Below are 25,709 nucleotides of genomic sequence, written 5' to 3'. Positions count from 1 at the left end.
CGGGAATGTCGTTTGAAGATAATACGGAAGAAGAAGCGTTAAGACAAGGCATCGGAGTATTGCGTCCAAGCGGTGAGAATGTTGAAATTCTTGATGAAAATCTGAAAATTTATTGAGATTAAGGCAAGCCGTTTGCGATAACATTGATAATGTTGTGTTTTAGATGACAAAGAGACGGTAAACGTAGGCGAAAAGATAAATAAGAAATACATAATTGTTAAAGATTATTTATATTAGCAAAAAATTATTTTATATGAAAATTAAGGAGTAAAATATGTCGATTTTTACAAACGACGAGAAACAGGTAATTAAAGAAGCGTTGTCTATTTATATTCAAATGGCGGCGCAGCAGATGCCGGCAGAGATGGTTGAACAGTTAGGACTTCTTGCAAAATCTATACTGCAAAAAGCTGATAAAGCGTCTGGCGACGGTGACGGCGAAGAAGGTAATAAGCCGCACAATATCAGCGACGAGTGGTATGAAAACGTTTGCATGAATTGCGAAAAGTTGGACTTTTCTGGATGTACGGATAGTGTTACTGCGAAATATCCTGGAAAATGCGATCCGATTTTGAAATATGAGTTTGAGAAAGCAAAGAAATAGAAGTGAGCGGTTCTCGAAAAGTTAAGAGAAAGAGTAACGGAGGAGAAAATGAGCGGTTATCAACCGAGCGAATTTGAGAAAAAATGGCAAGATAAATGGGAATATATGGGATTGTTTTTTGCGAAAGAAGATAATTCAAAACCAAAAAAGTACATATTGTCGATGTTTCCCTATCCAAGCGGTGCGTTGCATATGGGGCACGTAATGAATTACACGATTAACGACGTAATCGCTCGTTACAGTATGATGAACGGATACAACGTTATGACTCCTATCGGCTGGGATTCGTTTGGGCTTCCCGCAGAAAACGCCGCCATAAAAAACGGCATTCATCCGTCGCAAAATATTAAAATAAACATTGAAAGAATGAAGTCGCAAATGGCTATGGCTGGATGGGGATTTGATAAAACCCGCGAACTTTCGACAAGTGCAGAAGATTATTACAAATGGACGCAATGGTTGTTTTTGCAGTTTTATAAAAAAGGGCTTGTGGCGCAAAAAGACGGCGCGGTGAATTATTGTCCGAGTTGCAAAACCGTGCTTGCAAACGAACAGGTTCAAGAGGGAAAGTGTGAACGGTGCGGGACTGACGTCATACAAAAGGATTTGCGTCAGTGGTATTTTTTGATGAGCAAATATGCGCAAAAACTGCTTGATAATCATGAAAAACTTACACAATGGCCTGAACGCGTCATTAAAATGCAAAAGGAATGGATAGGACGGAGCGAAGGCGCGCTTGTCGGTTTCAAAATTGAGAATTCGGATAAAACAATCGACGTTTACACGACACGTCCCGATACGCTTTGGGGAGTGAAGTTTATGTCGATGGCGCCGCAGCATCCGCTTGCGCAGGAATTGATTAAGGGGCGGCAAAACGAAAACGAAATCCGTGCAAAAATCGAAGAAATGAAAAAGTTGGGAACAAGCGAAAAGGAATTGCTTTCCCGCGAAAAAGAAGGTGTTTGGACGGGCGCCTATGCGATAAATCCCGTTAATGGCGAGAAAGTTAAGATTTTCGTAGCGAATTTTGCGATAATGTCTTACGGAACGGGCGTCGTAATGGCTGTTCCTACTCACGATCAGCGCGATTTTGAATTTGCGCAAAAATACGGCATAGAAAAAAAGGTCGTAATTCAGTCGGCGAACAAAAAATTAGTTGAAAACGAAATGGAATGCGCTTATGAAGGCGACGGAATTCTGGTAGATTCCGCGCAGTTCAGCGGGAGAAACAACAGAGAGGCTATGAGCGATATAATTTCGTATCTGGAAGAAAAAGGTTTCGGTAAAAAAACGCTTAATTATCGTCTGCGTGATTGGCTTTTGTCGCGTCAAAGGTACTGGGGTGCGCCTATTCCGATTATTCATTGTCCCAAATGCGGAGTCGTTTGCGTTCCCGAAAGCGATTTACCGGTAAAACTTCCCGATGATGTGGAATTTCGTCCCGACGGAGACTCTCCGCTTGCGAGAAGCGAGAGTTTTGTCAAATGCAAATGCCCAAAATGCGGCGCAGAAGCCAAACGCGAAACAGATACGATGGATACTTTCGTAGATTCGTCGTGGTATTATTTACGGTATTGTTCTACAAACTGTCATGACGCGCCGTTTCGCAAGGACGAAGCGAATTACTGGGGACCGATTGACATTTATATCGGCGGAATCGAACATGCGACCATGCATCTGATTTACGTGCGTTTTTTCACTATGGTTATGAAAGAGTTGGGACTCATAGATTTCGACGAGCCGGCAAAAAAATTATTCACACAAGGGATGGTTTGCGCAATGTCTTACAGATGTCCGCAGCATAAATGGCTCAAACCCGACGAAGTTTCCGATGGAAAATGTGTTCACTGTGCCAAAAAAATTGAAGCGGAAGTAGCGAAAATGTCAAAAACACGTCTGAACGTAATCGACCCTGAAGACATAATAAACCGCTTCGGCGCAGATACTATGAGAGCATACATATTAGCGGACGTTCCTCCGATTAACGATAGGATTTGGAAAGAAGAAGGCGTTATCGGGATTTCAAGATTTTTGACGAGATTTTGGGAATCCGTATCGCAGGCGATTCAAAACTTAAATTCGCAAAAAGCGGGTGACGGTTTTGCCGATAAAGAAATGCGTTTTGCCGCCCACAGCGCCCTCAAGAGCATAATCCAGTATTACGACGAAAATTGGCAGTTCAATACGGCGCTTGCTCGGTCTATGGAATTACTTAATTCGTTTAGAAAGTTGAATGAAAAATGTTCGAAGACCGTATTGACGGAAACGATTGAAATTATGCTGAAAGTTCTTGCGCCTATAACGCCGCATTTGTCTGAAGAATTGTGGGGATTTTTGGGAAATAAAGAGTCGATATTCAGGTCGCGGTTCCCAAAAGTAGATGAAACGGCTATAATTAAGGACAGTATAACAATCGGGGTTCAGATTAATGGGAAAATGCGAGCGACAATTGACATTCCAAACGGAGCGTCGCAGGAAGAAACCAAAAAATTAGCGCTGGAAAACGGCAATGTCAAAAAGTACTTAGAAAATTTAACGATTCGTAAAGTAATTGTCGTCGCAAACAAAATCGTGAATATCGTGGCTAATTAAAATTTCTGTTACATTCTGTTTTTGCGGCGGTAGAACAAAATAAGCAAAATCTATGAAAAGACTCTGAAAAATCGCCGTTAAATCTGCTAAATTCTTTACATCTTTTTTTGGCAATACATATTTTCAAAAGCGTTTATATTATTATAAGTCGAAAGGATCATAATGAATATCGGGCTTTTGACAAGCGGCGGGGATTGCGCCGGGCTTAACGCCGTTATGTACGGATTCGTAAAGGCGATAACGGCGTTTGACCCAAAAGTCGAAATTTATGGAATTATAGGCGGATACAGCGGACTTATCAATCGTTCTTTCAGGAAAATGAAACATGAGGAGTTTGCCAACATTTTAAATGTCGGCGGAACGATACTCGGCACTTCGCGTCTTTCATATAAAGAATTGGTTAAATCGGAAGATAATGAAACGATTACCGCTATAAAAGAAAACTATCATAAAATGGGTTTGGATATTTTAATCGTTTTGGGCGGACAGGGAACCTACAAAAAAGCCAAATTATTGGCTGACGAGGGAATTAAGTTGATATGTTTGCCCAAAACCATTGATAACGATATTTTTGGGACTGATATTACTTTCGGATTTCATTCTGCGGTGGATGTCGCAACGGAATGCATTGACAGGATACGAACGACTGCGGCAAGCCACGGACGTACTATGCTTGTAGAGATTATGGGCAATAAAGTCGGCTGGCTTACGCTTTATGCCGGAATAGGCGGCGGCGCGGATATTATACTTATTCCCGAAATTCCTTACGATATCGACAAAGTCGTTAAGGCGGCGCAAAAAGCGAACGACAGAAACGGATACTGCGTTATGGCTGTTGCGGAAGGGGCTATGGATAAAGATGAAGCGGCTCTTTCCAAAAAGGAACGTTGTCAAAAGCGCGAAGAAAGAGGCGAAATAACAGATTCCAACCGTATTGCAAAAGTTATAGCAAGCGCATTGAATACGGAAACGCGCGTTATGGTGACCGGACATATAGTTCGAGGCGGAAATCCGACTCCTTACGACCGTATAATCTGTACGCAAATGGGCGCATACGCCGCAAAATTGGTAAATGAAAAGCAATTCGGCGCAACCGTGGCTATAAGTAACGGGAAAATAACTCACAATAACCTTGTGGATATTGCAGGAGAAACGAAATTCGTATCGAAAGACCACGAACTCGTTCAGGCGTCAAGAGACGTCGGCATAACGTTTGGCGACTAAAAATAAAAAGAGAGAAATAAAAATGAACAAATTTATTAAAAACACCTTTGTGAATCGTGAATATTCTTGGTTGAAATTTAACGAACGGGTGCTTCAAGAGGCGTCTTCACAGGATAATCCGCTTTTAGAAAAATGTAAATTTCTCTCAATATTTTCCAGCAATCTGGACGAGTTTTTTATGGTGCGTGTCGGGAGTTTGTTTAACGGTGTTCATGACAATCCCGATGCGAAAGAAAACAAAACCGGCTTAACTTCGTCTGAACAATTGCTGGGAATTTACAAATACACTCAGAAACTTTATAAATTTAGAATGAAAATTGCGAAAAACATTTTTACCGAACTCAAGAACGAGGGTATAAACATCATAAATTCTCGTTTAAAAAGCAAAGATGTTGACAAGCATTTTGAGAAATATTTTCAAAAAACCATGTTGCCTTTGCTTAACCCGATGGTTCTGGATAACAAACATCCGTTGATACATCTTGAAAATCTGAACATGTATGTCATTCTTTATTTGGAATACGGCGGCAAAAATTCCTTTGGAATATTGCCTGTGCCGACAAAATGCGAAAGATTGGTAACGCATACGACTTCTTACGGCACAAAAATTATGACCAGTGAAGACCTGATTTATTGCTTTGCCGATCAAATATTTTCAAAATACAATGTTGTGGAAAAATCGCTTGTTCGTCTGACTCGCAATGCCGATGTAGATATAGAAATGTATAGTATGGATTTTGAATTGGAATATGATTTTTCCAAACTTTTGAAAGGACAGGTGCGTTCCCGCTCAAATTTGCCGCCTGTTCGTTTGGAATTTAGCGGTGATTGTAAAGCGATAAAAAGTTTTTTGTGTAAAAATTTCGTAGTGGAACCGGAACAGTGTTTTACGATTTACTACTTCTTTGACTACAAATTTCTTTTTTCAATAGATAAATATTTGCCTTTGGAAAAAGTTGCGCAACTAAAATATTCTGCACTTAAAAGTAGGCAGGTTTTACTTGCAAAATCAAATTCGCTCATTACTTGTGTTCTTGCAAGCGATTTGTTTTTGTCTTACCCTTTCGACAGTATGGATACGTTTTTGGATTTATTGGACGAAGCAAGCGTGGACAAGCGGGTTGCAAGCATAAAAATTACGATATACCGTGTCGATAAACAGTCGCGGATTATAGAGGCGCTTCGCCGAGCGAAACGAAACGACAAAGAAGTGACGGTAATAATGGAACTTGCCGCCCGTTTTGACGAAGAAAACAATCTGTATTTGACAGAAATTTTGAAAGAAGCGGGTTGTACGGTTGTTTACGGTGTCGGAAATTACAAAGTTCATTCAAAAATAATGCTTATAGTGCTAAGAGAGGACGAAAATATTTTTTACATTACGCATTTGGGGACGGGAAATTACAAAGAAACAACCGCACGGCAATATACGGATTTGAACATAATTACGGCAAATAAAGAAATTGGCGAGGACGCGGCGGTATTTTTTCGTAAAATATCTATGGGAGACGTGGAAATCGATTGCAAAAAACTTCTTGTCGCACCGCAAAATCTAAAAAAAGTGTTTTTGCAGAAAATAAAAGAGCAAACCACGCTTGCCGAAGCCGGAAAGCCTGCAAAAATCGTATGTAAAATGAATAGTTTGACCGATGTGGATTTTATAAAAGAATTTGTGAAAGCGTCAAGCGCCGGTGTAAAAATTCGCTTGATAGTCCGCGGAATTTGCTGCCTTTTACCCAATGTCGCCGGTAAAACCGAGAATATTGAAGTCAAAAGTATTGTAGGACGTTTTTTGGAACATAGCCGCATATACAGTTTCGGCGAAAAAAAACCGGAAATTTATATTTCAAGCGCCGATTTAATGACCAGAAATGTCGCCAAAAGGGTAGAAATCGCCGCGCCCGTGATTGACCGTCGAATTCAAAGCAAGATAAGTAAAATGCTGGAAATTATGCTTGCCGACAATGAAAAGGCGAGTTATCTTACCGAAGACGGAGAATACGTAAGAAAGAAGGAAGCGGGCGAGTCAAGTCAGCAGTTTTTTATTGACAACGTTATTTAGTTTTGAAAGTTCGTTTTTGGCTTTTCGGCAGATAGTATTTTACCGTCATGAGAAAAATTTGCGCTATTACGATGGCAAGAAACGACGAGTTTTTTCTAAACCGCTGGGTTGCGTATTACGGGAAAATTTTGGGTGAAGAAAACTTGTATATTTATTTGGACGGAAACGACCAAACAGCGCCAAACGGCTCGGGCGATGCTAATGTTTTTGTCGTTGAAAAAAAAGGGTATAATGTCGTTGATGCGGAAAAACGGCGTCTTGATTTTTTGTCGGATAAAGCAAAGGATCTGTTGCAAAAATACGATTTGGTTGTCGGCTGCGACGCGGACGAGTTTTTGATTGTAGATCCGAAAATCGGTAAAACGCTTGGCGAGTATTTGTCGCAAATAAAAATAAATCCAAGCGTTTCAGGGCTTGGATTGGATTTTGGTCAGCATTTGAAATTTGAGCGAAAATTAGATAAATTTCAACCGTTTTTACGACAACGGGAGTACGCTCTGCTTTCTTCAAGGTATACAAAAACTTCGGTTGTTTCAAAACCCGTTCGCTGGGGAAGCGGTTTTCACAGGGTGAGAAAGTATAATTTTCGTATCGATAAAAATTTGTATCTACTTCACTTTGGAAACGCGGATTATGACGCACTTAAAAGTCGTTTCGACGACCAAGATTTCATTAAAACCGGAAGAATAAAACACCTAAAAAAAAGAATAAAAGTTATTGAAGACGTTTCAAATAAAAAATGTTTCGACGGCGATAAAATTTTTGGTTTTGCGCGTTTTGTTCAAAATATTTTCAGACCGATTTACGCTTGGAATAAGCCGAGTATGCTTGGAATGCGTCTGATAGCTAAAATCCCGAAAAGATTTAAGGAGTTGGGGATATGAAAATTGATTTGGTTTATTTATGGGTGGACGGCAGTGATAAAAAGTGGCTTGCAAAAAAGAATGTTGAGTTAGAGAAATAAGAGGAGATTTGTTATGAGCTGTTCACGAAGTTTTGCTAAATTTCAGATAAGAATAACAATTTTTTTTATACGTTTAATCGGTTGGTTGCAAAGTGGCGATATGAAAAAAAATAAACTTAAAGGCGAATTTGTTAAAGCCGATATTTTGACAAATTATGTGGCTAAAAAATATCTTCCGGTGGTTAAAAGCGTTGAGCAAAAGGAAATTACAGTAACTCCCCCCGAAATTATTTGGCAGTTTTGGGATAATCCTAATGGAAAAACAACCCCTGAAATTGTAATATCGTGTTTGAAAAGTGTTGATAAATTCAAAGGGAATTTTGAACATAGGATATTAACTAAATCTACAATGGAAAATTTCTCGGATTTGCCGAATTATGTGTTGGATAAATTCAAAAAGGAGCAAATTGATTATACTCATTTTTCCGATCTATTACGGCTGAATTTATTGAAAAATCACGGTGGTATTTGGCTTGATGCAACGGGATACATGACCGATTTTGTACCGAAATATATTCTTGACGAAGATTTTTTTGTATTTTTGACAGGTGAATTGACGCATTTCCCGTATTCGTATATGCAAAGTTGTTTTATTCGCACTAAAAAAGGTAGTTTTTTATGTGATGCGTGGCATGAAATGAGTATGGAATATTGGAAAAAAGAAACAAAAAAACTTGAATATTTTCAAATTCATTTAATGTTTAAAGCATTGGTTGAGAAAAATCCGGTTGCAAAAGATTTATTTGACAAAATGCCGCATATCTCTGAGGACGAAATACAGCAACTTGTCGGTAGTAATTTATTAAAAAAATTTGATATCAAAGAATGGGAAAGAATAAAAGAAACATCGTTTATTCAGAAAACAACATACAAGATACCAATTGGAATTAATTATTCCGATACCTATTTTTCAAAATTAAGCGAAGGGGAAATATAAAAGTATAAAAGATGGAGAAGAAAATCAGTGTAATTGTCCCAATTTACAATGCGGATAAATATTTGAAACAGACGTTAGATTCTGTTCGTTTTCAAACGTATAAGAATTTGGAAATTGTGTGTGTGTTGGATTGCCCGACTGATAATTCCGAAAAAATTGTCAATGACATTGCAAAAGAAGACAATCGTGTAAAAATCGTCAAACATTCTCGTAATATGGGTCCTGCCGAAGCTCGAAATAACGGCATTCAATATGCTACGGGCGAGTACATTCATTTTATGGATGCAGACGATTTTTTAAACCCCGATTTTTACGGAATAATGATAAACTCTTCTGTTGAAAATGATGCTGATGTTGCAGTATCTTCCGTTTTCAACGAAAAAAATCCAACGCGAAGCATTTGGTTTCAAGGAAACGAAATTTTGTTCAATTCAGATAAAATATATAATAGCATGGTCTTAGTTCAAGGTTGGTCGTGGCGCTACTTAATCAAAAAAAACTTTTGGGATAACAACAATTTCTTGTTCCCGAATTTGATGGTTATGGAAGACACCGCAGTTGCGTTACCTATGTTGTATCACGCAAATAAAGTTGTTACTTGTCCTGATGCTGTCTATTTTTACAAAAACCGCGAAGATTCCATATTGAATAAAAAAGGACGAAATGCGGAAGAAAAAAAGATTTGGAAAGAAAATCTGCGAAATGCACGTAAAATAAGAGCAAATTTTATCAGAAAATATAATATCAAAGAACCAAGTATATTAAAGGAAAAACTTAGTAAACGTCTAAGGAAAAGAGTAATATGCAAAAATGCTCAAATAGAATATGGCAAAATAACCGAAAAAATCAGTGTAATTATTCCGATTTATAACGCGGAGAAATATCTGAAGCAGACATTAGATTCTGTTCGTTTTCAAACATATCAACATTTAGAAATCGTTTGTGTATTGGATTGTCCAAACGATAATTCTGCTGAAATCGTTAAAGAAATAGCTTTGCAGGATAACCGAATAAAATTAGTGGAACATTCAAAAAACAGAGGGTTGCCTGCTGCGAGAAACTCAGGTGCAGAAAACGCAGGGGGTGAATATATTCACTTTATGGATGCAGACGATTTATTAAGTCCCGATTTTTATGAAGTTATGATAAGTGCGGCAGAAAAAAACAATGCGGATATTTCTGCTTGTTCAGTATTTTACGAAAAAAAACAATGGCGGAGTGTTTGGTTTCAAAACAGTGAGATTTTGTCTAATAAAAACGATAAAATAAAAAAGACGGAAGTTGTGATTTCAAGTTGGGCTTGGCGTTATTTAATCAAAAAAAGTTTTTGGAATGAGCATCAATTTTCTTTTCCCGATCTGGTCCCGATGGAAGATTTACCGGTTATGATTCCTATGATTTATTATGCGAACAAAATTGTTCTTTGCCCAAGCGCCGTATATTTTTATAAATATCGGGAAAGTTCCATTTTAAATCAAAACAGCGATAAAGAACGCAAAAAACGGCATCACGACAATCGGCAAAAAGCTCGTAAGATTTTTAGAGAATTTATGCGTATTCATAAAATAAAAGAACCCAGCCGATTGTTACATTCCATAAAGAGAAGATTCGTATGAGTTTTAGTATGGAGTTTTTTTTCGGATAATATTGTGCAAATATTATTTTATTTACAATAAGGGGGTAGTTTGACAACATTGGCAAATAATCTCGCAAAGATTGTGGCGCCTAAAATAAGGCAAACCATGAGAGCGATAAAGGCAAAAAGACACATTCCTTTGCAAACCGAAATCGCAGAAAAATTGGATACTTATATTGCAGATTTTTTAAGTGGGAAAATAGAACGATTTTCGGCGATTCCTAAAAAACCGGAATTGGTCGGGGAAAAAATATTTTGGCAGTATTGGCATCAAGGAATAAACGACGGCATGCCCAAAATAGTTATCAGTTGTCTTAATTCCGTAAAAAAACATAGTAACGGTTACGAAATAATTATGTTGACGGATAAAAACGTAAACGATTATATTGATTTGCCGGATTTTGTTTTTGAAAAATTTAAAAAAGGCGGATATAGTTTTGCCAAATTATCCAATCTTGTGCGTTTGTATTTGCTTTCGGCTTATGGCGGAGTCTGGCTTGACGCGACAATTTATTTAACCAAACCGATTGAAGAAAGTTTGTTGCAAAAAGATTTCTTTGCGTTTCAACGCAGCAAAACGCCTCCGCCCGACGCTAATATTTATATAAAATACGACCCTTTGTATTTCTCGTGGAGTTCGACATTTCAAGTAAAAATGCTAAATTCTTTTATGATTGCGAAACCGAATAATAAAATAATAGCCGACCTTCTCACTATTTTGCTTGAATACTGGAGAAAAGAAGCGAAAACCCGGCACTATTTCTTTTTTCAGATTTGTTTTAACAGAATGACGCAACGGGACGAATGGAAAAACTTAAATTGCGAAATAATCGGCGATACCGACTGTCATAAATTTCAAACAGTGGCTTTAGATAAATTTGATTATCGTATTTACAAAGAGATAGTCGCAAAAAGCGATATCCACAAATTAACTTATAGATTTGATAGATTCGGACAAATTTCAGCCGGTTCGTTTTTTGACGTTCTTGCAAACGGGAATTTGGAACAGGAGAAGATATGAAAAATACTTTAAGAGAAATATCTGAAATAGGAATAGATTTTTTAATAGATGTTTTACATACGCCGAGGCGGATAAAAAGTGCAAAAAAAGCAAAAAAAGATATTCTTGTGCAAGCCGAAATCGCAGAAAAATTAGATAATTATATTGCAGATTTTTTAAGCGGGGGAATAGAACAATTCTCAGGAATCCCTAAAAAACCGGAATTGATAGATAAAAAAATCATTTGGCAATTCTGGTATCAGGGAATAGACGAAAATATACCTAAAGTTGTAAAGGCATGCTTTAATTCCGTAAAAACACACAGTAACGGTTACGAAATAATTATGCTGTCGAAAGAAAATATGAACGATTATATCGAATTACCTGATTTTGTCTGGAAAAGATTAAATACCGGAGGGTACGACATTACAAAATTATCCAATCTTGTACGTTTATATTTGCTTTCGGCTTATGGTGGAGTCTGGCTTGATGCGACAATTTATTTAACCAAACCGATTGAAGAAAGTTTGTTGCAAAAAGATTTTTTTGCGTTTCAACGCAGCAAGACACTACCGCTCGATGCGAATATTTATATAAAATACGACCCTTTGTATTTCTCGTGGAGCCCGGCAATTCAAGTAAGAATGCTGAATTCTTTTATGATTGCAAAACCACACAACAAAATAATTAGCGACCTTCTTTCCATATTGCTTGAATATTGGAAAAAAGAAGAACAAACCGGACATTATTTCTTTTTTCAGATTTGTTTCAACCGAATGATACAACAGGACGAATGGAAAAACTTAAATTGCGAAATAATCGGAGACACTGACTGTCATAGATTTTTAATAGCTGGATTTAACCGTTTTAACCGGACGTTATACGATAAAACAACCGCCAGGATGAATATTCACAAATTGACGCTTTATTGGGCGAGAAAAAAAATCTTTGACAGTTCGTTTGCCGGTTTTATTATAAACGGAAAAGTATAAGAAGAGGAGAAAAAATGTCGTTAAAACCGTTAGTGGTTGAAAAAGGAATTATACAACCGTCTTTTTCGAGAAGAAGACGGTTCAGTCTTCGTCGTGTTAATTTTATTCCTGCGGGTGTTCTGACAAGTAAGGGGGTGCCGGTTTGGCAAAGCAGAACGGTAATAATGGAGAGAGAGATTGTTTCTCCTTCCCGTATAAATCCATCGAAAATTAAAATAAAATATGTTGACGACGACGTGATTTATTTCTGTATTCCGCAAAATCATTTCGGTCATGTTTTGACCGGAACTATGGCGTTTGCGTATGTTTTACTGAACGGCGATTACATAAATCATAAAATTGTTTTTATTGACAAAAATCCTGAAGAACCTATATTGATATTGCTTGAGTATTTGGGGGTGAACAGAAAAAACGTTATTACTGTAAATCAATACACTCAATTCAAAAGCGTCGTTGTAGTAAAGCCGTCTATTCGCAATATATGGGTAAGGAGATTTGTACATAGTTGGTTCAAAATAGATAGAGAACTTTTGGATACTTTTCAGGCGATTTCTAAAAAAGTCAATGCAGTTTCCCCCGTCGGCGACGTAATAAATAAAGTATATTTTTCGCGCAGTAAATTTGTGGGGAGAAAAATTATGTATGAGGATAAAATAGAACGAGTGTTCAAGAAAAACGGGTACGAAATATTTTATCCTGAATTATTGCCGCTTGACGAACAAATTAAACTCGTTTCCAACGCCGATTTTTACGCCTGCGTTCAAGGAACTATTGAGCATCACAGTTTGTTTATGAAAGACGGAGCGACATTGATTGTGATGTCGAGAAAAAGTAAACCTACTAAAAGACAGATATTGATAAATAAATTACAAAAAACAATAAAACATATAAATATTAGGACCGATATTCAACCTTTTGGCGATAAAGTTACCCCGAATATGATCGGCGCAACCAAAGATCTTATTAAATTTTTTAGCGAATATAAATTTATATACGATGTGGAAGATTTAATATTGACCGATAAAGAGATAAGCGATTACGTTGAACCGGCCCGTTTTATCAGAAAGAAGTTTATACCAAAATATTTCTTTAAATTATTTTTAAAGAAAATATTGATTAAGCGTCAGAAATATTTAATAAAAAAGGGGAAAACCAATGATATCGTATGAACGTTTCAGAAGAAAAAAACGTGATTTACACGAATGGTATCGCAGATTAAAAAAGATTCTTTTAATTCCGTTCATTAAACCGCTTAAAAGCAAAGAGAATTCCCCATTACATATTGTTTCGTTGACTTCTTACGGGAAACGACTTGCAAATACTGCGCCTTACTCAATTATTACGCTTCTTAATCAAAAAACTAAGCCGGACAAAATTGTTCTATGGGTCGGGTATCAAGACGAAGGAAATATTCCGAAAATTCTTAAGATATTGACTAAAAAAGGGCTTGAGATAAAATTTTGCGAAGATGTAAGATGATCGTACACAAAACTTATTTACGCGCTCAAAACGTTCCCGAATGATTGTATTGCAACTGCCGATGACGATGTTTTTTATCCTAAAAACTGGTTTGAGTGTTTGTTGAACGAACACAAAAAGAATCCCAAAAAAATCATTTGTCATCGCGCTCACGGAATAAAAACCGATGAAAATCACAATCCTTGTGCATATAACGAATGGGATAAATGTATTAAGCCAAGTGTGTATTTCCATAATTTTCAACATAAACCCGAATGCATTTTCCCTACCGGAGTAGGTGGAATATTATATCCTGCAAATTGTTTTTATAAAGATGTTACAAATAAGGAACTTTTTCTTAAACTCGCTCCACATGCCGATGATATTTGGTTTTGGGCGATGGCGATAATAAACACAGAATATTTTGGCAGCGAAAATCCGTATGTTGTTATTGAAAACGGTTATTCAAGCAAATTGCGTATAATTGACTATTGGCAACACGCCAAGAATTCTTTGCAAAGTTTTAATGTTGAAGAAAATAGAAACGACGACCAATTTAAAGCTGTTGTTGAACATTATCCGCAAATTACAGAAATATTTAAGAAAATTTGATTGGCAAAACCATCCAATCGCCAAATATTTTATCCCATTGCGGCGGATTGAAACCGGTATTTCCCGCAGCGTTGTAAAAAGTCAATTCTCCAAAATATATTTTATCGTTTATAACATAAAAATCTACGCGTAAATGTATTTTTCCGGCGGACAATTTTCTTGCCAAATCTAACATTTGTTCAAGGCGTTTTGGCTTTTGTATAACTGTATTTGGGTCTGTTTCGTAATCACCGGTTGCCAGCGGCTGATATTCCCATTGCGGCGAATAAAAATTCTCTTTCGGATTTTGTGTAAACCGATTAAAAATAACTTCTATAATTTTCGGTTCGCCGTCAAAACAATATATCTTGTAATCTTTCAATTCGGTCTGAGATTCGTCAACCATCAATTTTTCGGCTATTATTCGCGGCTTAATGTTTTTATATACCCATTCTCTTCTGTGCCAGTAGAAATTTTGTGATAAACGTTTTTTGAAATACGAACCTGTTTTATACATATCAAAACTGCTTTTGTTTTTACATATTACAACGCTTCCGCTGTCGTGGGTACATTTCAAAACGAATTTATCAGGTAACGTATCAAAGGGTATTTCATCGAAATTATCCCAAACGCCGTAATTAGGAATCAAATATTCCTCGCCTATGGTTTGAGCGACAAATTTGCGGACTTCGTATTTATCGGCTAAATTTGTGTATTCCAACTGTCTGTCGTACAATTTAAGCCATTGTAATTTTTCATCAAACAAAACCGGATTTTTAAGATTAAGTTTTCGTCCAGTTTTTGAATAGTATTTCAATATCAGGTAAATATCATCTGGAAAGACGCTCAAAGGATAACGGATAAACGTTTGTAAAGGCGCTGTAAATCTATCTATAAATTTATTAATGTCTTTCATATTTCGAACTTCCAATTGATTTGAGTTTTATTTTTGTTTGGAAAATAATATTTGCGTTATTATTATGAATCGTATTTTTGGGTTTTACGACGAATATGTTCACAGATTGTTTTTACAAATACTATTTTGTAGAAAATATTGTGGCAAAAATGCAAAATCGGAGAAGATTTATGAAAGGAATTATTCTTGCTGGCGGATTTGGAACACGGTTGTTTCCGGCTACTATGCCGGTTTGTAAACAACTTCTGCCGGTTTACGACAAACCAATGATTTATTATCCGCTTTCAACGTTGATGCTTGCGCAAATAAGGGACATTTTAATTATTTCCACTCCGAACGATACGCCGCGTTTTGAAAAACTTTTTTCAAACGGCGCTCATTTGGGTTTAAACGTTCAATACAAAGTTCAGGAATATCCGCGGGGACTTGCCGATGCGTTCATCGTCGGAGAGGAATTTATAGGTAACGACGGCGTTGCGCTTGTGCTTGGCGACAATCTGTTTTACGGACACGATTTTACGAAACTTTTGACCAAAGCGGCTGCACAAAAAAGCGGAGCGTCTATATTCGGATATTTTGTCGATAATCCTAACGATTACGGCGTAGTCGAGTTTGATAAAGGCGGCAGGGCGGTTTCCATCGAAGAAAAACCGATAAACCCAAAATCCAATTACGCGGTTACAGGGCTGTATTTTTACGATAATTCTGTCATTGAAATAGCCAAAAACGTAAAACCGTCGCTACGCGGTGAAATTGAGATAACCGCCGTCAACGACGCTTATTTGCAAAGAGGCGAACTTAATGTCGAAATTATGGGGCGCGGTTTTGCTTGGCTTGACACGGGAACGCACTGCGCACTTTTAGAGGCTGCGTTTTTCGTCAAAACGCTTGAAGACAGAACCGGATTGAAAATCGGCTGTATAGAAGAAATTGCGTGGAAAAACGGATTTATCGACAAAGATCAATTTATGAAACTTGCACGGCAACTGCAAAAATCTACTTACGGCGAATACCTTCTGAAACTTGCGCAAATGGAGTAATTATGCCTTTTAGCATAGAAAAAGCGCCGATTGACGGACTAATAATTATTGAACCGAAAAAATTTTATGACTTTCGCGGATTTTTTGAAGAAACATACAAAAAAAGTGATTTTACGACATTCGGAATAAAAGAAAATTTTGTACAGGATAATCACTCTTGTTCAAAAAAAGGAGTCGTACGCGGGATACATTTTCAGCGAGCGCCGTTTGCGCAAGGAAAACTTATTAGAGTTCTGAAAGGTAAAGTTTGGGATGTCGCAGTCGATTTGCGAAAAAAGTCGCCGACTTTCGCAAAATGGTTCGGAGTGGAATTAAGCGAAGAAAACTCAAAAATGTTTTACATCCCTCCGGGTTTTGGGCACGGATTTTCGGTTTTAGAAGACGACACTCACTTGTTTTACAAATGCACAAATGAATACAATTGCGAATGCGACGGCGGAATAAGATGGAACGATCCCGACATATCGGTAGATTGGAAATTAGATGCAACTGCTATTATTTCCGAAAAAGACGATAAACTTCCGTTATTGAAAGAGGTTTCTTTATGATTTGGATAGTCGGAGCAAACGGAATGCTTGGCAGGGAAACGACGCAGATTTTAGCAGAAAACGGTTTGAAGTTTTATGAAACCGATGTCGAGGTTGACATAACGGACATTGGGCGGGTCAAAGAATTTATTTTTAATAAAACATTTTCTCATATAATAAACTGCGCCGCATACACTGCCGTAGATGCCGCCGAAGATGATTTTGAAAAAGCGATGGCGATAAACAGATACGGCGTTGCAAATTTGGCGTTTGCCGCCGCCGCTTTGGACGCTTGTCTGATACACATTTCCACAGATTATGTTTTTGACGGGGTTTTGGACGCGCCGCTTACAGAGGAAAGTGTAGTGAATCCGATTGGAATTTATGGGAAAACGAAACTTTTGGGCGAATATGCGATAGAATTGTCCGCATTAAAAAAATACTTTATAATTCGTACCGCTTGGCTTTATGGGAAACACGGGAAAAATTTTGTAAATACGATGCTTAATCTTATGAACGTGAAAGAAAGCGTGGGGGTTGTCGCAGACCAATGGGGGAGTCCTACTTGGGCGCGGGATTTGGCAAAATTTATAACGTTTGTAATAAAAGAAGGCGATGACGATTACGGAACTTATCATTACAGCGGCGACGGCAAGACGAATTGGTACGAATTTGCCGTAAAAATTTATGAATACGGGCGTAAAAACGGTTTAATCGCTAATGAATGCAAAATTAATGCGCTAACCGCCGAGCAATATCCGGCAAAAGCGAAAAGACCGAAATATTCTTATCTTTCAAAAGAAAAGGTGAAAAAGACTTTTGAGATAAATATTCCGGAATGGGAAGACGCTCTGGAAAAATATTTGGATGAATGTCGTCTTTTATCGTCTCTTGAAAACAATTTCTGAATTTGTAAAACGGAATCGGATAAAAAATCTAAAAACGCACATCAAAAACTTAAATCTATTATATATAACTATTGTTAAAAACGTATTTTTAACTAAATTACTGCTGAAATTTTAGGAAAAGGAGATTGAAATTATGGGCGGACAATTTACCGAAAACGCAAAATCGGTTATAAATTTAGCAAAATACGAGGCGATTCGTTTACAACAGGATTACGTAGGAACGGAACATCTTTTATTAGGAATAATAAAAGAAGGAACCGGAGCCGCAATACAGATTTTGAATAATTTGGGTGTAGATATAAACGAAATTAAAAGGAAAACCGAAGAAAGCATTGTAAGCGACGGCGGGACAATGTTGCGAAGTTCTATGCTCCCAATAACTCCGCGTGCAAGGAAAGTTTTGGAGAATGCCGGTATTGAAGCAAGAAATATGTCGTCTGCACTTATAGGCACCGAACATTTACTTTTATCGCTCATACGCGATCCTGAATCTCAGGCATCGGCTGTTTTAGTTGGAATGGGGCTTGATTACGAGCAAATAAAAGAAGCGTCGAGTCATGTTGAAAAAGAAAAAGAGATGGATATCACCCCTGGGACGTTCAATCCGTCTAGACCGCCGGAATTTCTTCGTCGTCAACCATTGTCAAAAAGTATGACTCCGTTTCTTGACCATTACGGAAGAAATTTAAACACTCTTGCAAAAGAAGGGAAATTAGATCCGGTTATAGGTCGCGTAAAAGAAATAGAAAGAGTAATTCAGATATTGTCAAGAAGAAAAAAAAACAATCCACTTTTAATAGGTGAACCTGGCATCGGGAAAACCGCGATAATAGAAGGCTTAGCGCAAAAAATCGTAAATCGCGACATACCGCAAATACTTGAAAACAAAGTTGTCTATTCCCTTGATTTAAGCGGAGTCGTCGCAGGAACAACATACCGCGGACAATTTGAAGAGAGAATGAAAGCGCTCATTGCGGAATTGCAAAAAAACGAGAATATCATTGTGTTTATTGATGAAATTCATACTATTGTCGGAGCCGGAAGCGCTTCCGGAACGCTTGACGCGGCAAATATTTTTAAGCCGGCATTGGCGAGAGGCGAGGTTAAATGCGTTGGGGCTACAACTCTTGACGAATATAGAAAATATTTTGAATCCGACGCCGCTTTAGATCGTAGATTTCAAACGATTATGGTCGAACCGCCGTCGGTTGCGGAAACCATTCAGATCATCGACGGATTGAAAAAAGCATACGAGGATCATCACAAGGTTAAATATACAGACAGAGCTCTTAAAGAAGCTGTTGTACTTTCAGACAGATATATTTCCGATAGATTTTTGCCGGATAAAGCAATTGATGTTATTGACGAAGCCGGTGCGTTCAAGCGGCTTTCCGGATTAGAAATTCCGCAAGAAATAAGAGAATTGGAACAAAAACTTGAGGAAATTGAAAAAGCCAAAAGCACGGCGGCAAGCGAACAAAATTATGAAGAAGCGGCAAAGCAGAAGAAAAATCAAGACAATATTAAAGACACGCTTAAAGAAATAAATCAAAAATGGCGTGAAAACATAAATGAAAATGTTCTGATCGTTGATGAACAGATTATTTCTCGCGTAATTTCTACAATGACGGGTATTCCTCTAAATCAATTGGAAGAACAGGAATCACAAAAATTGCTGCATTTGGAAGAACATTTACGTAAAAATGTTATAGGTCAGGAAGAGGCGCTTGCCGCCGTTGCCAGAAGCATTCGAAGAAACAGAGCAGGGTTGCGCAATATAAAACGTCCTATCGCATCGTTCATATTTTTAGGTCCTACGGGCGTAGGGAAAACTGAACTTGCAAAAGCGCTTGCAAAAGAATTATTTAACAGTGAAGACGCTTTGGTCCGTATCGACATGTCGGAGTTTATGGAAAAATTTGAGGTTTCAAAACTCATAGGTTCCGCACCGGGGTTCGTAGGTTATGACGACGGCGCCGGACAACTTTCTGAAAAAGTGCGAAAAAAACCGTATTCGGTCGTCTTATTTGACGAAATTGAAAAAGCGCATCCCGACATCTTCAACATTCTGCTCCAAATTCTTGATGACGGGCGGCTTACGGATTCTCATGGTCGGCATATAAATTTTAAAAATACCATAATAATTATGACATCAAACGCCGGCACTCGAGACGCCGGTAAAAAAGGATTGGGATTCACAAAAGATACAGCCCAGTCGGTTTATGAAATTATGAAAAGCAGGGTTACGGACGAATTGAAAAAAATATTTACACCGGAATTTTTAAATCGTGTCGATGAAACTATAGTTTTCAGGCATTTGACGAAAGAAGACATTAAAAAGATAATCGACATACGTTTAGCCGAGTTCAAAAATCGATTGGAAGAAAAAAAGGTTGATTCGGTTTTGACTGACGCGTTTAAAGATTTTATTTTAGAAAAAGGATTTGATGCGGATTTGGGTGCAAGACCGCTGCAAAGAGCGATTCAGCGGAATTTGGAAGATATTCTAGCGGAAGCGTTTTTGATGAAAGAATACCAAGAAGGCGACAGTATAGTCGTTGACGTTGAAGACGGAAAAGTTGTGGTGCGCAAAACCGAATAAGATGGAACGACGTAACAGATTTATTTTCATAGTTTTTATCCTTACAACTTTGCTTGCGGGCGGATTTTTATTTTATAAAATATCGCCTGTTCGGGCGCAAATAAAGGATGCAATCGCACAAAAAATTTTTTATGCCAGCGGTGGACGCGTTTCGGTAAGTTCGATTTCGATCGGACTTTTTTCGGCGAAAGCGTCCGGCGTCAAAATAGCCGTTAATTCTCAATCGGTATATATGGAAATAGATAAAATAAAGTTTGATTTCGGGATAATAAAATTACCGAATTTTTCAAACTTTAACGCGCAAGATTTTATCGAGAGCGTGACTATGATAAACCCTAAAATTAAAATAATTTCTTATCTCAATCTGCAAGATGAAAATCATCCTGACATGGAAGAATTGTTATGTTCGCAATGGAGCAAACTCATCGTTGAAAGTGTACCGTTTAGAACTGCAAAAATTAAAAACGGCTCAATTGAAATTGTTGCGAGAAATAATGTAAATATAGTAAATATCAGCGGATTGAACGGAGACATGGTACGAAAAGACGAAGAATTAAACATCGAATTAAGCGGAAGCACGAAAAAATTGTTACAAAAAAATATTTTTATATCTTCAAGAATTTCGCCGATTGTTGAAAGACAGTTTTTATCTATGAAATTTCAATCTGCAAATATTTCATCGCCGCTTGCCGGTATAAATTCTTATTTATCGTTTATTATTTCAGGAGATATTGATTTTTTGTTTGTCGATAAATATTTTCCCGAAGCTATAAATCCCAATGGAGATTTGTCTGTAAAAAATTTGCTGATAAGTGATAAAAACAGTAATATAATTTTCAGCGCAGAGGCTGATATTCATGCAAGCAAAGGTACATTAACGACAAAAAACATTTATGCTAAATTCGGCAAAGGAGAAGCGATAGGTTTTGCGGAAATGGATTTTAATAAGTCTGGAAAAACAATAGGCAAAATTGACATCTCCGTTCCTGTGAACGACAAAAACTTACTCGTACTAAAAAATGAAATCCACTTAACGGATATTATTTCTCCGAAAATTTTTCTTACGACCGAAGGAAGTTTTGATAGAAACGGTGTAATCGATACGCTTTACGGGGCTGGAAGATTCGTTGATGGAAAAGTAATTTTGGACTCTCTTTTATTAGAGATGAGAGATATTGCTAAAGGTGAATTTGTAGGATTTGTCGCGCCTGAATTAAATTACAGATTTGAAGGGAATATGTCGATTGATACAAAAATCAGTGATAAAATTTTAGCTCAGGGTGATGCAAAACTTTTAGTAAAAGGCGAAAAATTTTCTTGTCTTCCGCTTATTTTTGCAAATATTTCGAATATAAAATTAGTACAAAACGAAAGAGAGATATTTTTACCTAAATTAGTGGTAAACGAAATAGGAGATACGTTAAAATTTACCGCAAAAGATAATGATTTTTCCATTTCAGGAGAAATAAAATTGAAAGATAAATTCCCATACAAAGCGAATTTAATCTTAGGAGATTATAAAACCAAGGAATTTTCTGAATTTTTCGGGAAGAACTTCCAACTTAAAAAAGGAAAGTTTAGCACTAAAATTAACGGTGATACTTCAGGGCTTAATTTTAACTCGGAAGTATTAGTGAAAACTGAAAATTACGGGGAAATTTCAGCGGAAGCGGCAGGGTATATAAATAAAAAACGTAAGAATGTTAAAATAAATTCGGCGAAATGGACGGAGGATAAAAATTCTATTTCGTTTAAAGCCGAATTAAACGATACTTTAGACGGCTGGATTTTGAATTTTGGTTCAGAAAATGATCATATTAAATCGAATGTCGTTTTTGATGAAAATATAAAAAAAATAAAATCCGGCAATATAACAATAGACAAATTTCCATTGAATTTTTTCAGCAGTTTCATAAAATCCAAAGAAATGGAACACGATTTGATAAGAACCGGAGATATTTCAGGAGATATTTCTATGAGTGGAATGCTTGACGAAATTGTGACAACCGGTAACGTGAAAATTCAAAACGCACAAATCGGAAACGCCGAAAATTTGGGGGCGGATATTTCTTTTTTGTCTTCGGACAGCACGATTAAATTTCCGAGATTTACCGTAAAACACGGCGATAATTATTTGGTACGCACAAAAAGATTGGAAAAATCAGGCGAGAAAATTTATATAAACGCTTTTGTCGAAAATCTTAAATTGGAAGATTATTTGTCTCTTGTCGGAATTTCGGATATCAGAGGGTCGGTGAACGCGTGGATTGAAGATGACGGCGGCAGAGAAATAAATTTGAATGTAAATTCCGACAGTATCTTTTATCAGGAATTAAAGGCGCAAAATATAAAAGCATATTTTTCGTTAAGTAAAACAGAATTTTCGTTGGATGAATTCGATGGAGAAATTTTAGGAATAAAAACTAATGTGGATTTTTCCGCCGCTCACAAAAACGGCAAAGTTGACGAAGCGAAATTCAACGCAAAATTAAGCGGCGATTTTTTATCTGTTGCCGGAAGTTTCAAAGAAAGTCCTGTCGGCGGGAATGGCGAGGGCATTATTCATTTTTCGGGAAACGTTTCTGACGGTTCTTTAAACATAACGAGCGGACGGATTTTAATTCCTAAAGGACAATTGACGGTATTCCCGTTTGTTCGCGGAAACATTGAAAACGTTTACGCCGATGTGAAAATAATTAACGATGATTCGGTTTCGGTTTCGGTTCAAGGAACTTTAGACAAAAAAAATATTATAATAAGAAACGACTACAACGCAGGTGATTTAACTCCGTTTCAGGCAGCGAATTTGAATTTGGGGGTTTTACGAGTTTGGACGGATAAAGGCGGAATACCCGTATTTTTGCCGGGATTTATGGAAAACCGCCGAGGAAATGTCGGTTGGATTGAGACTGCAAAAAAAGGCGATATTCCGACGTTTACGGTCGCAAGTCATCCGGAAAATTTGGTTACGCTTGCCGGAACGCTTCTTTTGAGAAAAGCGGAAATAACATTTCCGCTTTTAGATGACGTAGATTATCCTTATGATTTCGATCCGTTTCCTTCTTTGTTTTTCGATTTGGACATTAGAAGCGCCGATAGAAGCGTCAATTACTTTTATCAATTAGGACGCGAAAACCGTCGTCGCAGTATCCGCGTCATCGAATGTTCGTTAGACCCGTCGGGAACAATCGGGATTCGTGGAAATGATGCGGACGGTTCGTTCAAAGTCGTCGGGGCGTTACGTTCGTACAACGGATACATGTTTTATGGACGGATGTTTGACAAAAATTTTGAAATCGGACTTGATTTTCAACCGCAATTGCTTGCAGACGGAACTTATGACAATATTCCGATTATTTGGGGGCATGCCGAAACTTATTCCGATACAAACCGTTTGGAAAGAATCGGCGTAAAACTGAAAACTCGCGATGAAATAACCGGTGAATTGCGGGATCGCGGACGATTTACCGAACTTGTAATATTCCCCGAATCCGACGATATTTTCAATCCGGCTAACAAAGCCGCGGCCGATTATTATTCTGGCATATATTCTACAGTCGCCGACCATGCGTTGACCGGAGGATTTGCTTCACAGGTCGGCGACGCGTTTATGAACACTTATTTCCTAAATTATTTAGGACGGCAGTTTTCTCGAAGAGTCGGTTTGGATATGTTTAAGTTTGAAACGGCGGTTATGAAAAATTCGGTTGATTTTCTGACCGTGCATCAACTTGATACGAATACCACGCGCAACTGGAATTATTTGGTTTTTGCAAACAGCAGTTTCACGATGGGAAAATATATTTTCGGCGATGAAATATTTTTGAAATATCAAACAGAATTTGTTCCTCACGAATTTACACTCACTCCAGAGTATAAAATAGGAGTAGAATACCAGCCGTTTCCGTATTTATGGATGGATTTTAATTACGGATTTTTTCGTGAAACACAAACCGAAGAGTTTGTAGCAAATCCAGAAGTCCGCTTGCAGTTGCGGCTTCCATTTTCAGATCTGAAAAATATTTTCAAGAAAAAACAAGTAAAAAGCGATAAAGACGATAATATTTTATTGCCTGGGGAAGCCGCCGCAAAAATTACTTCTGAATTTTGACTGAAACAAAGAATTTCTCGCCGTTGCGGTTTAATCGAAGTACGAAAAAATCGCCTTTTATGTCTTTAATTTCTTTGTTAAAGTCTTTCACCGAGTTTATTTCGACAAACGGTTTGTCCGGCGAAGTTTTTATTGATAAAATAATGTCGCCGCTACGGATTCCGCTTTTAGCGGCGGACTTTTTTTCATCGACGCTTTCTACGATAACCGCGCCTTTACCGGATTCTTTGAGCGATATTCCGAGCGTTTTGTTATCAGTAGTAGATTCTTCTTTTTCACCGATAGCAAGATTTTGATTTTCTCCTCTAACGCTTGGAGTTACCATGAGCGTTATTTTTTTACCGTTGCGAATTATCTCAATCGGATACTTTTTCCCTGAACTTAGGGTAGCGACGATATTTCGTAACTCGTTTGCGTTCGGCGTTTTCTTTCCGTCAAGCGAAACTACGACGTCACCCGATTCAATTCCCGCTTTCTGCGCCGGTTCGTTATCAAAAACTTCGTTTATCAAAACGCCTTTTTCTTTAAGTCCTAAAGCGTCGTTCATTGATTGGTCAATATTTCCGATGCTCACTCCAAGCCAACCGCGTTTTACCTCGCCTGTATAAATTAACTGTTCCATTATGTCTTTTGCCATAGATATTGGAATCGCAAAACCTATGCCCATATATCCGCCGGAACGAGTGTAAATCATAGTGTTTATTCCAATAAGTTCGCCTTCAATATTTACAAGCGCTCCACCGGAATTTCCGGGATTTATAGCCGCATCCGTTTGAATGAAATTTTGATATTGCTGCGTTTCCGTATAACGTCCGAGCGCCGAAACAATTCCAGTGGTGACTGTAGAAGACAGGTTAAACGGATTTCCTATCGCCATAACCCAATCGCCGGGACGAAGTTTACCGGAATTACCCAAATATGCGACGGGTAAATTTTTAATATCCGAAGATATTTTCACGACGGCGACATCTGAGAGCGTATCGACGCCGATTATTTTCGCCGAATATTCGGTATCGTCATAAAGTTTAACTTTTATTTCGTTTGCACCGTTGACTACGTGAGAATTGGTCAAAATGTAACCATCGCCGGAAACTATAACACCGGAACCAACTCCGCTTTGACGGCGTTCTCTTGCCTGCGGCTGCTGGCGCTGGCGCGAATCGTCAAACGGAAAACCGAATCCAAACATGTCAAAAGGATTGCTTCGATAATATATAGTGTCTATTTGGGTCGATGTTATTGAAACGACCGTTGGAATAACTTTTTCGGCGATGTCGGCAAATATTGTTTTGAAGTTAGTAAATTCCGGAGAAATATTAACGACGGGCGGTTCTTTCGCTCCGAAATCGACACTTCCTTTTTTGGGTAATTTTTCGCTTCCTGCCGAAAAGCATCCGTTTAAAAGTCCGGCGACCGCTACGACTATCGCCGCATGTTCTAATAAAAACTTATTTTTTAACATAATTAACCTCTCCGTTAACAACTATTTTTAGAATTTATTATTTACGATATTTGAAAGACAGAAAATGTTACAAATTTTCGGAT

Annotated in this window: 20 protein-coding genes; 18 read left to right on the top strand and 2 right to left on the bottom strand. The window is 37.7% G+C overall.

Annotated elements, in window-relative coordinates; translation table 11 throughout:
* The first annotated feature begins 274 nt into the window (after positions 1–274).
* From LBH98_07855 to LBH98_07795, 13 genes are all read left to right on the top strand, one after another.
* Positions 275–604: a hypothetical protein gene (locus LBH98_07855; GenBank protein ID MDR0304660.1), complete on the top strand. Its 330-nt coding sequence runs from the start codon at positions 275–277 to the stop codon at positions 602–604.
* A 48-nt stretch (positions 605–652) separates the two neighbouring features.
* A complete protein-coding gene (gene leuS, locus LBH98_07850; protein MDR0304659.1) occupies positions 653–3,196 on the top strand; it encodes a leucine--tRNA ligase in 2,544 nt (847 codons plus the stop codon).
* A gap of 162 nt (positions 3,197–3,358) precedes the next feature.
* A complete protein-coding gene (locus tag LBH98_07845; GenBank protein MDR0304658.1) occupies positions 3,359–4,420 on the top strand; it encodes an ATP-dependent 6-phosphofructokinase in 1,062 nt (353 codons plus the stop codon).
* A 22-nt stretch (positions 4,421–4,442) separates the two neighbouring features.
* Positions 4,443–6,482 carry a polyphosphate kinase 1 gene (gene ppk1 / locus LBH98_07840; protein MDR0304657.1) on the top strand — a complete coding sequence of 680 codons (2,040 nt, stop codon included), beginning with the start codon at positions 4,443–4,445 and terminating at the stop codon, positions 6,480–6,482.
* 47 nt (positions 6,483–6,529) lie between these two features.
* On the top strand, positions 6,530–7,366 hold the full coding sequence (locus LBH98_07835) for a glycosyltransferase family 2 protein (GenBank protein MDR0304656.1): 837 nt from the start codon (positions 6,530–6,532) through the stop codon (positions 7,364–7,366).
* On the top strand, positions 7,363–7,446 hold the full coding sequence (locus LBH98_07830; GenBank protein ID MDR0304655.1) for a Stealth CR1 domain-containing protein: 84 nt from the start codon (positions 7,363–7,365) through the stop codon (positions 7,444–7,446). The genes LBH98_07835 and LBH98_07830 overlap by 4 nt, the downstream gene beginning before the upstream one ends.
* Positions 7,447–7,459: 13 nt before the next feature.
* Positions 7,460–8,383, top strand: coding sequence for a capsular polysaccharide synthesis protein (locus LBH98_07825; protein ID MDR0304654.1), 924 nt, complete (start codon positions 7,460–7,462; stop codon positions 8,381–8,383).
* An 11-nt stretch (positions 8,384–8,394) separates the two neighbouring features.
* Positions 8,395–9,999, top strand: a complete 1,605-nt coding sequence (locus LBH98_07820; GenBank protein MDR0304653.1) for a glycosyltransferase family 2 protein — start codon at positions 8,395–8,397, stop codon at positions 9,997–9,999.
* 69 nt (positions 10,000–10,068) lie between these two features.
* Positions 10,069–11,040: a capsular polysaccharide synthesis protein gene (locus LBH98_07815; GenBank protein MDR0304652.1), complete on the top strand. Its 972-nt coding sequence runs from the start codon at positions 10,069–10,071 to the stop codon at positions 11,038–11,040.
* Entirely contained in the window at positions 11,037–12,011 is a 975-nt protein-coding gene (locus tag LBH98_07810) for a capsular polysaccharide synthesis protein (GenBank protein ID MDR0304651.1), read from the top strand. Before LBH98_07815 ends, LBH98_07810 begins: the two co-directional genes overlap by 4 nt.
* Positions 12,012–12,025: 14 nt before the next feature.
* Positions 12,026–13,180, top strand: coding sequence for a glycosyltransferase family 61 protein (locus LBH98_07805; protein ID MDR0304650.1), 1,155 nt, complete (start codon positions 12,026–12,028; stop codon positions 13,178–13,180).
* On the top strand, positions 13,167–13,490 hold the full coding sequence (locus LBH98_07800) for a hypothetical protein (GenBank protein ID MDR0304649.1): 324 nt from the start codon (positions 13,167–13,169) through the stop codon (positions 13,488–13,490). The genes LBH98_07805 and LBH98_07800 overlap by 14 nt, the downstream gene beginning before the upstream one ends.
* A 102-nt stretch (positions 13,491–13,592) precedes the next feature.
* A complete protein-coding gene (locus LBH98_07795; protein MDR0304648.1) occupies positions 13,593–14,081 on the top strand; it encodes a hypothetical protein in 489 nt (162 codons plus the stop codon).
* Here the strand turns inward: LBH98_07795 and LBH98_07790 are convergent.
* The gene (locus LBH98_07790) at positions 14,068–14,976 is read right to left on the bottom strand and encodes a hypothetical protein (GenBank protein ID MDR0304647.1); all 909 of its coding nucleotides are present in this window, start codon (positions 14,974–14,976) and stop codon (positions 14,068–14,070) included. The two genes, LBH98_07795 and LBH98_07790, sit on opposite strands and share 14 nt — an antisense overlap.
* Before the next feature lie 170 nt (positions 14,977–15,146).
* On the opposite strand from LBH98_07790, the gene rfbA reads away from it, so the two are divergent.
* The 5 genes from rfbA (at position 15,147) to LBH98_07765 (ending at position 24,164) form a co-directional block, all read left to right on the top strand.
* On the top strand, positions 15,147–16,016 hold the full coding sequence (rfbA, locus tag LBH98_07785) for a glucose-1-phosphate thymidylyltransferase RfbA (GenBank protein ID MDR0304646.1): 870 nt from the start codon (positions 15,147–15,149) through the stop codon (positions 16,014–16,016).
* A gap of 2 nt (positions 16,017–16,018) precedes the next feature.
* Positions 16,019–16,564, top strand: coding sequence for a dTDP-4-dehydrorhamnose 3,5-epimerase (rfbC, locus tag LBH98_07780; GenBank protein ID MDR0304645.1), 546 nt, complete (start codon positions 16,019–16,021; stop codon positions 16,562–16,564).
* A complete protein-coding gene (rfbD, locus tag LBH98_07775; GenBank protein ID MDR0304644.1) occupies positions 16,561–17,451 on the top strand; it encodes a dTDP-4-dehydrorhamnose reductase in 891 nt (296 codons plus the stop codon). Before rfbC ends, rfbD begins: the two co-directional genes overlap by 4 nt.
* Positions 17,452–17,584: 133 nt before the next feature.
* On the top strand, positions 17,585–20,053 hold the full coding sequence (locus tag LBH98_07770; GenBank protein ID MDR0304643.1) for an ATP-dependent Clp protease ATP-binding subunit: 2,469 nt from the start codon (positions 17,585–17,587) through the stop codon (positions 20,051–20,053).
* Positions 20,010–24,164, top strand: a complete 4,155-nt coding sequence (locus tag LBH98_07765; GenBank protein ID MDR0304642.1) for a hypothetical protein — start codon at positions 20,010–20,012, stop codon at positions 24,162–24,164. Before LBH98_07770 ends, LBH98_07765 begins: the two co-directional genes overlap by 44 nt.
* Here the strand turns inward: LBH98_07765 and LBH98_07760 are convergent.
* Positions 24,148–25,626: a Do family serine endopeptidase gene (locus LBH98_07760; GenBank protein MDR0304641.1), complete on the bottom strand. Its 1,479-nt coding sequence runs from the start codon at positions 25,624–25,626 to the stop codon at positions 24,148–24,150. The genes LBH98_07765 and LBH98_07760 overlap by 17 nt on opposite strands.
* Between the last annotated feature and the right edge of the window lie 83 nt (positions 25,627–25,709).

It is taken from the genome of Chitinispirillales bacterium (assembly GCA_031254455.1).
In the GTDB taxonomy this organism is placed as follows: Bacteria; Fibrobacterota; Chitinivibrionia; order Chitinivibrionales; family Chitinivibrionaceae; genus WRFX01.
Note: the sequence above shows the minus strand (reverse complement) of the source record. Positions and strands in the feature narration are given on the sequence as shown.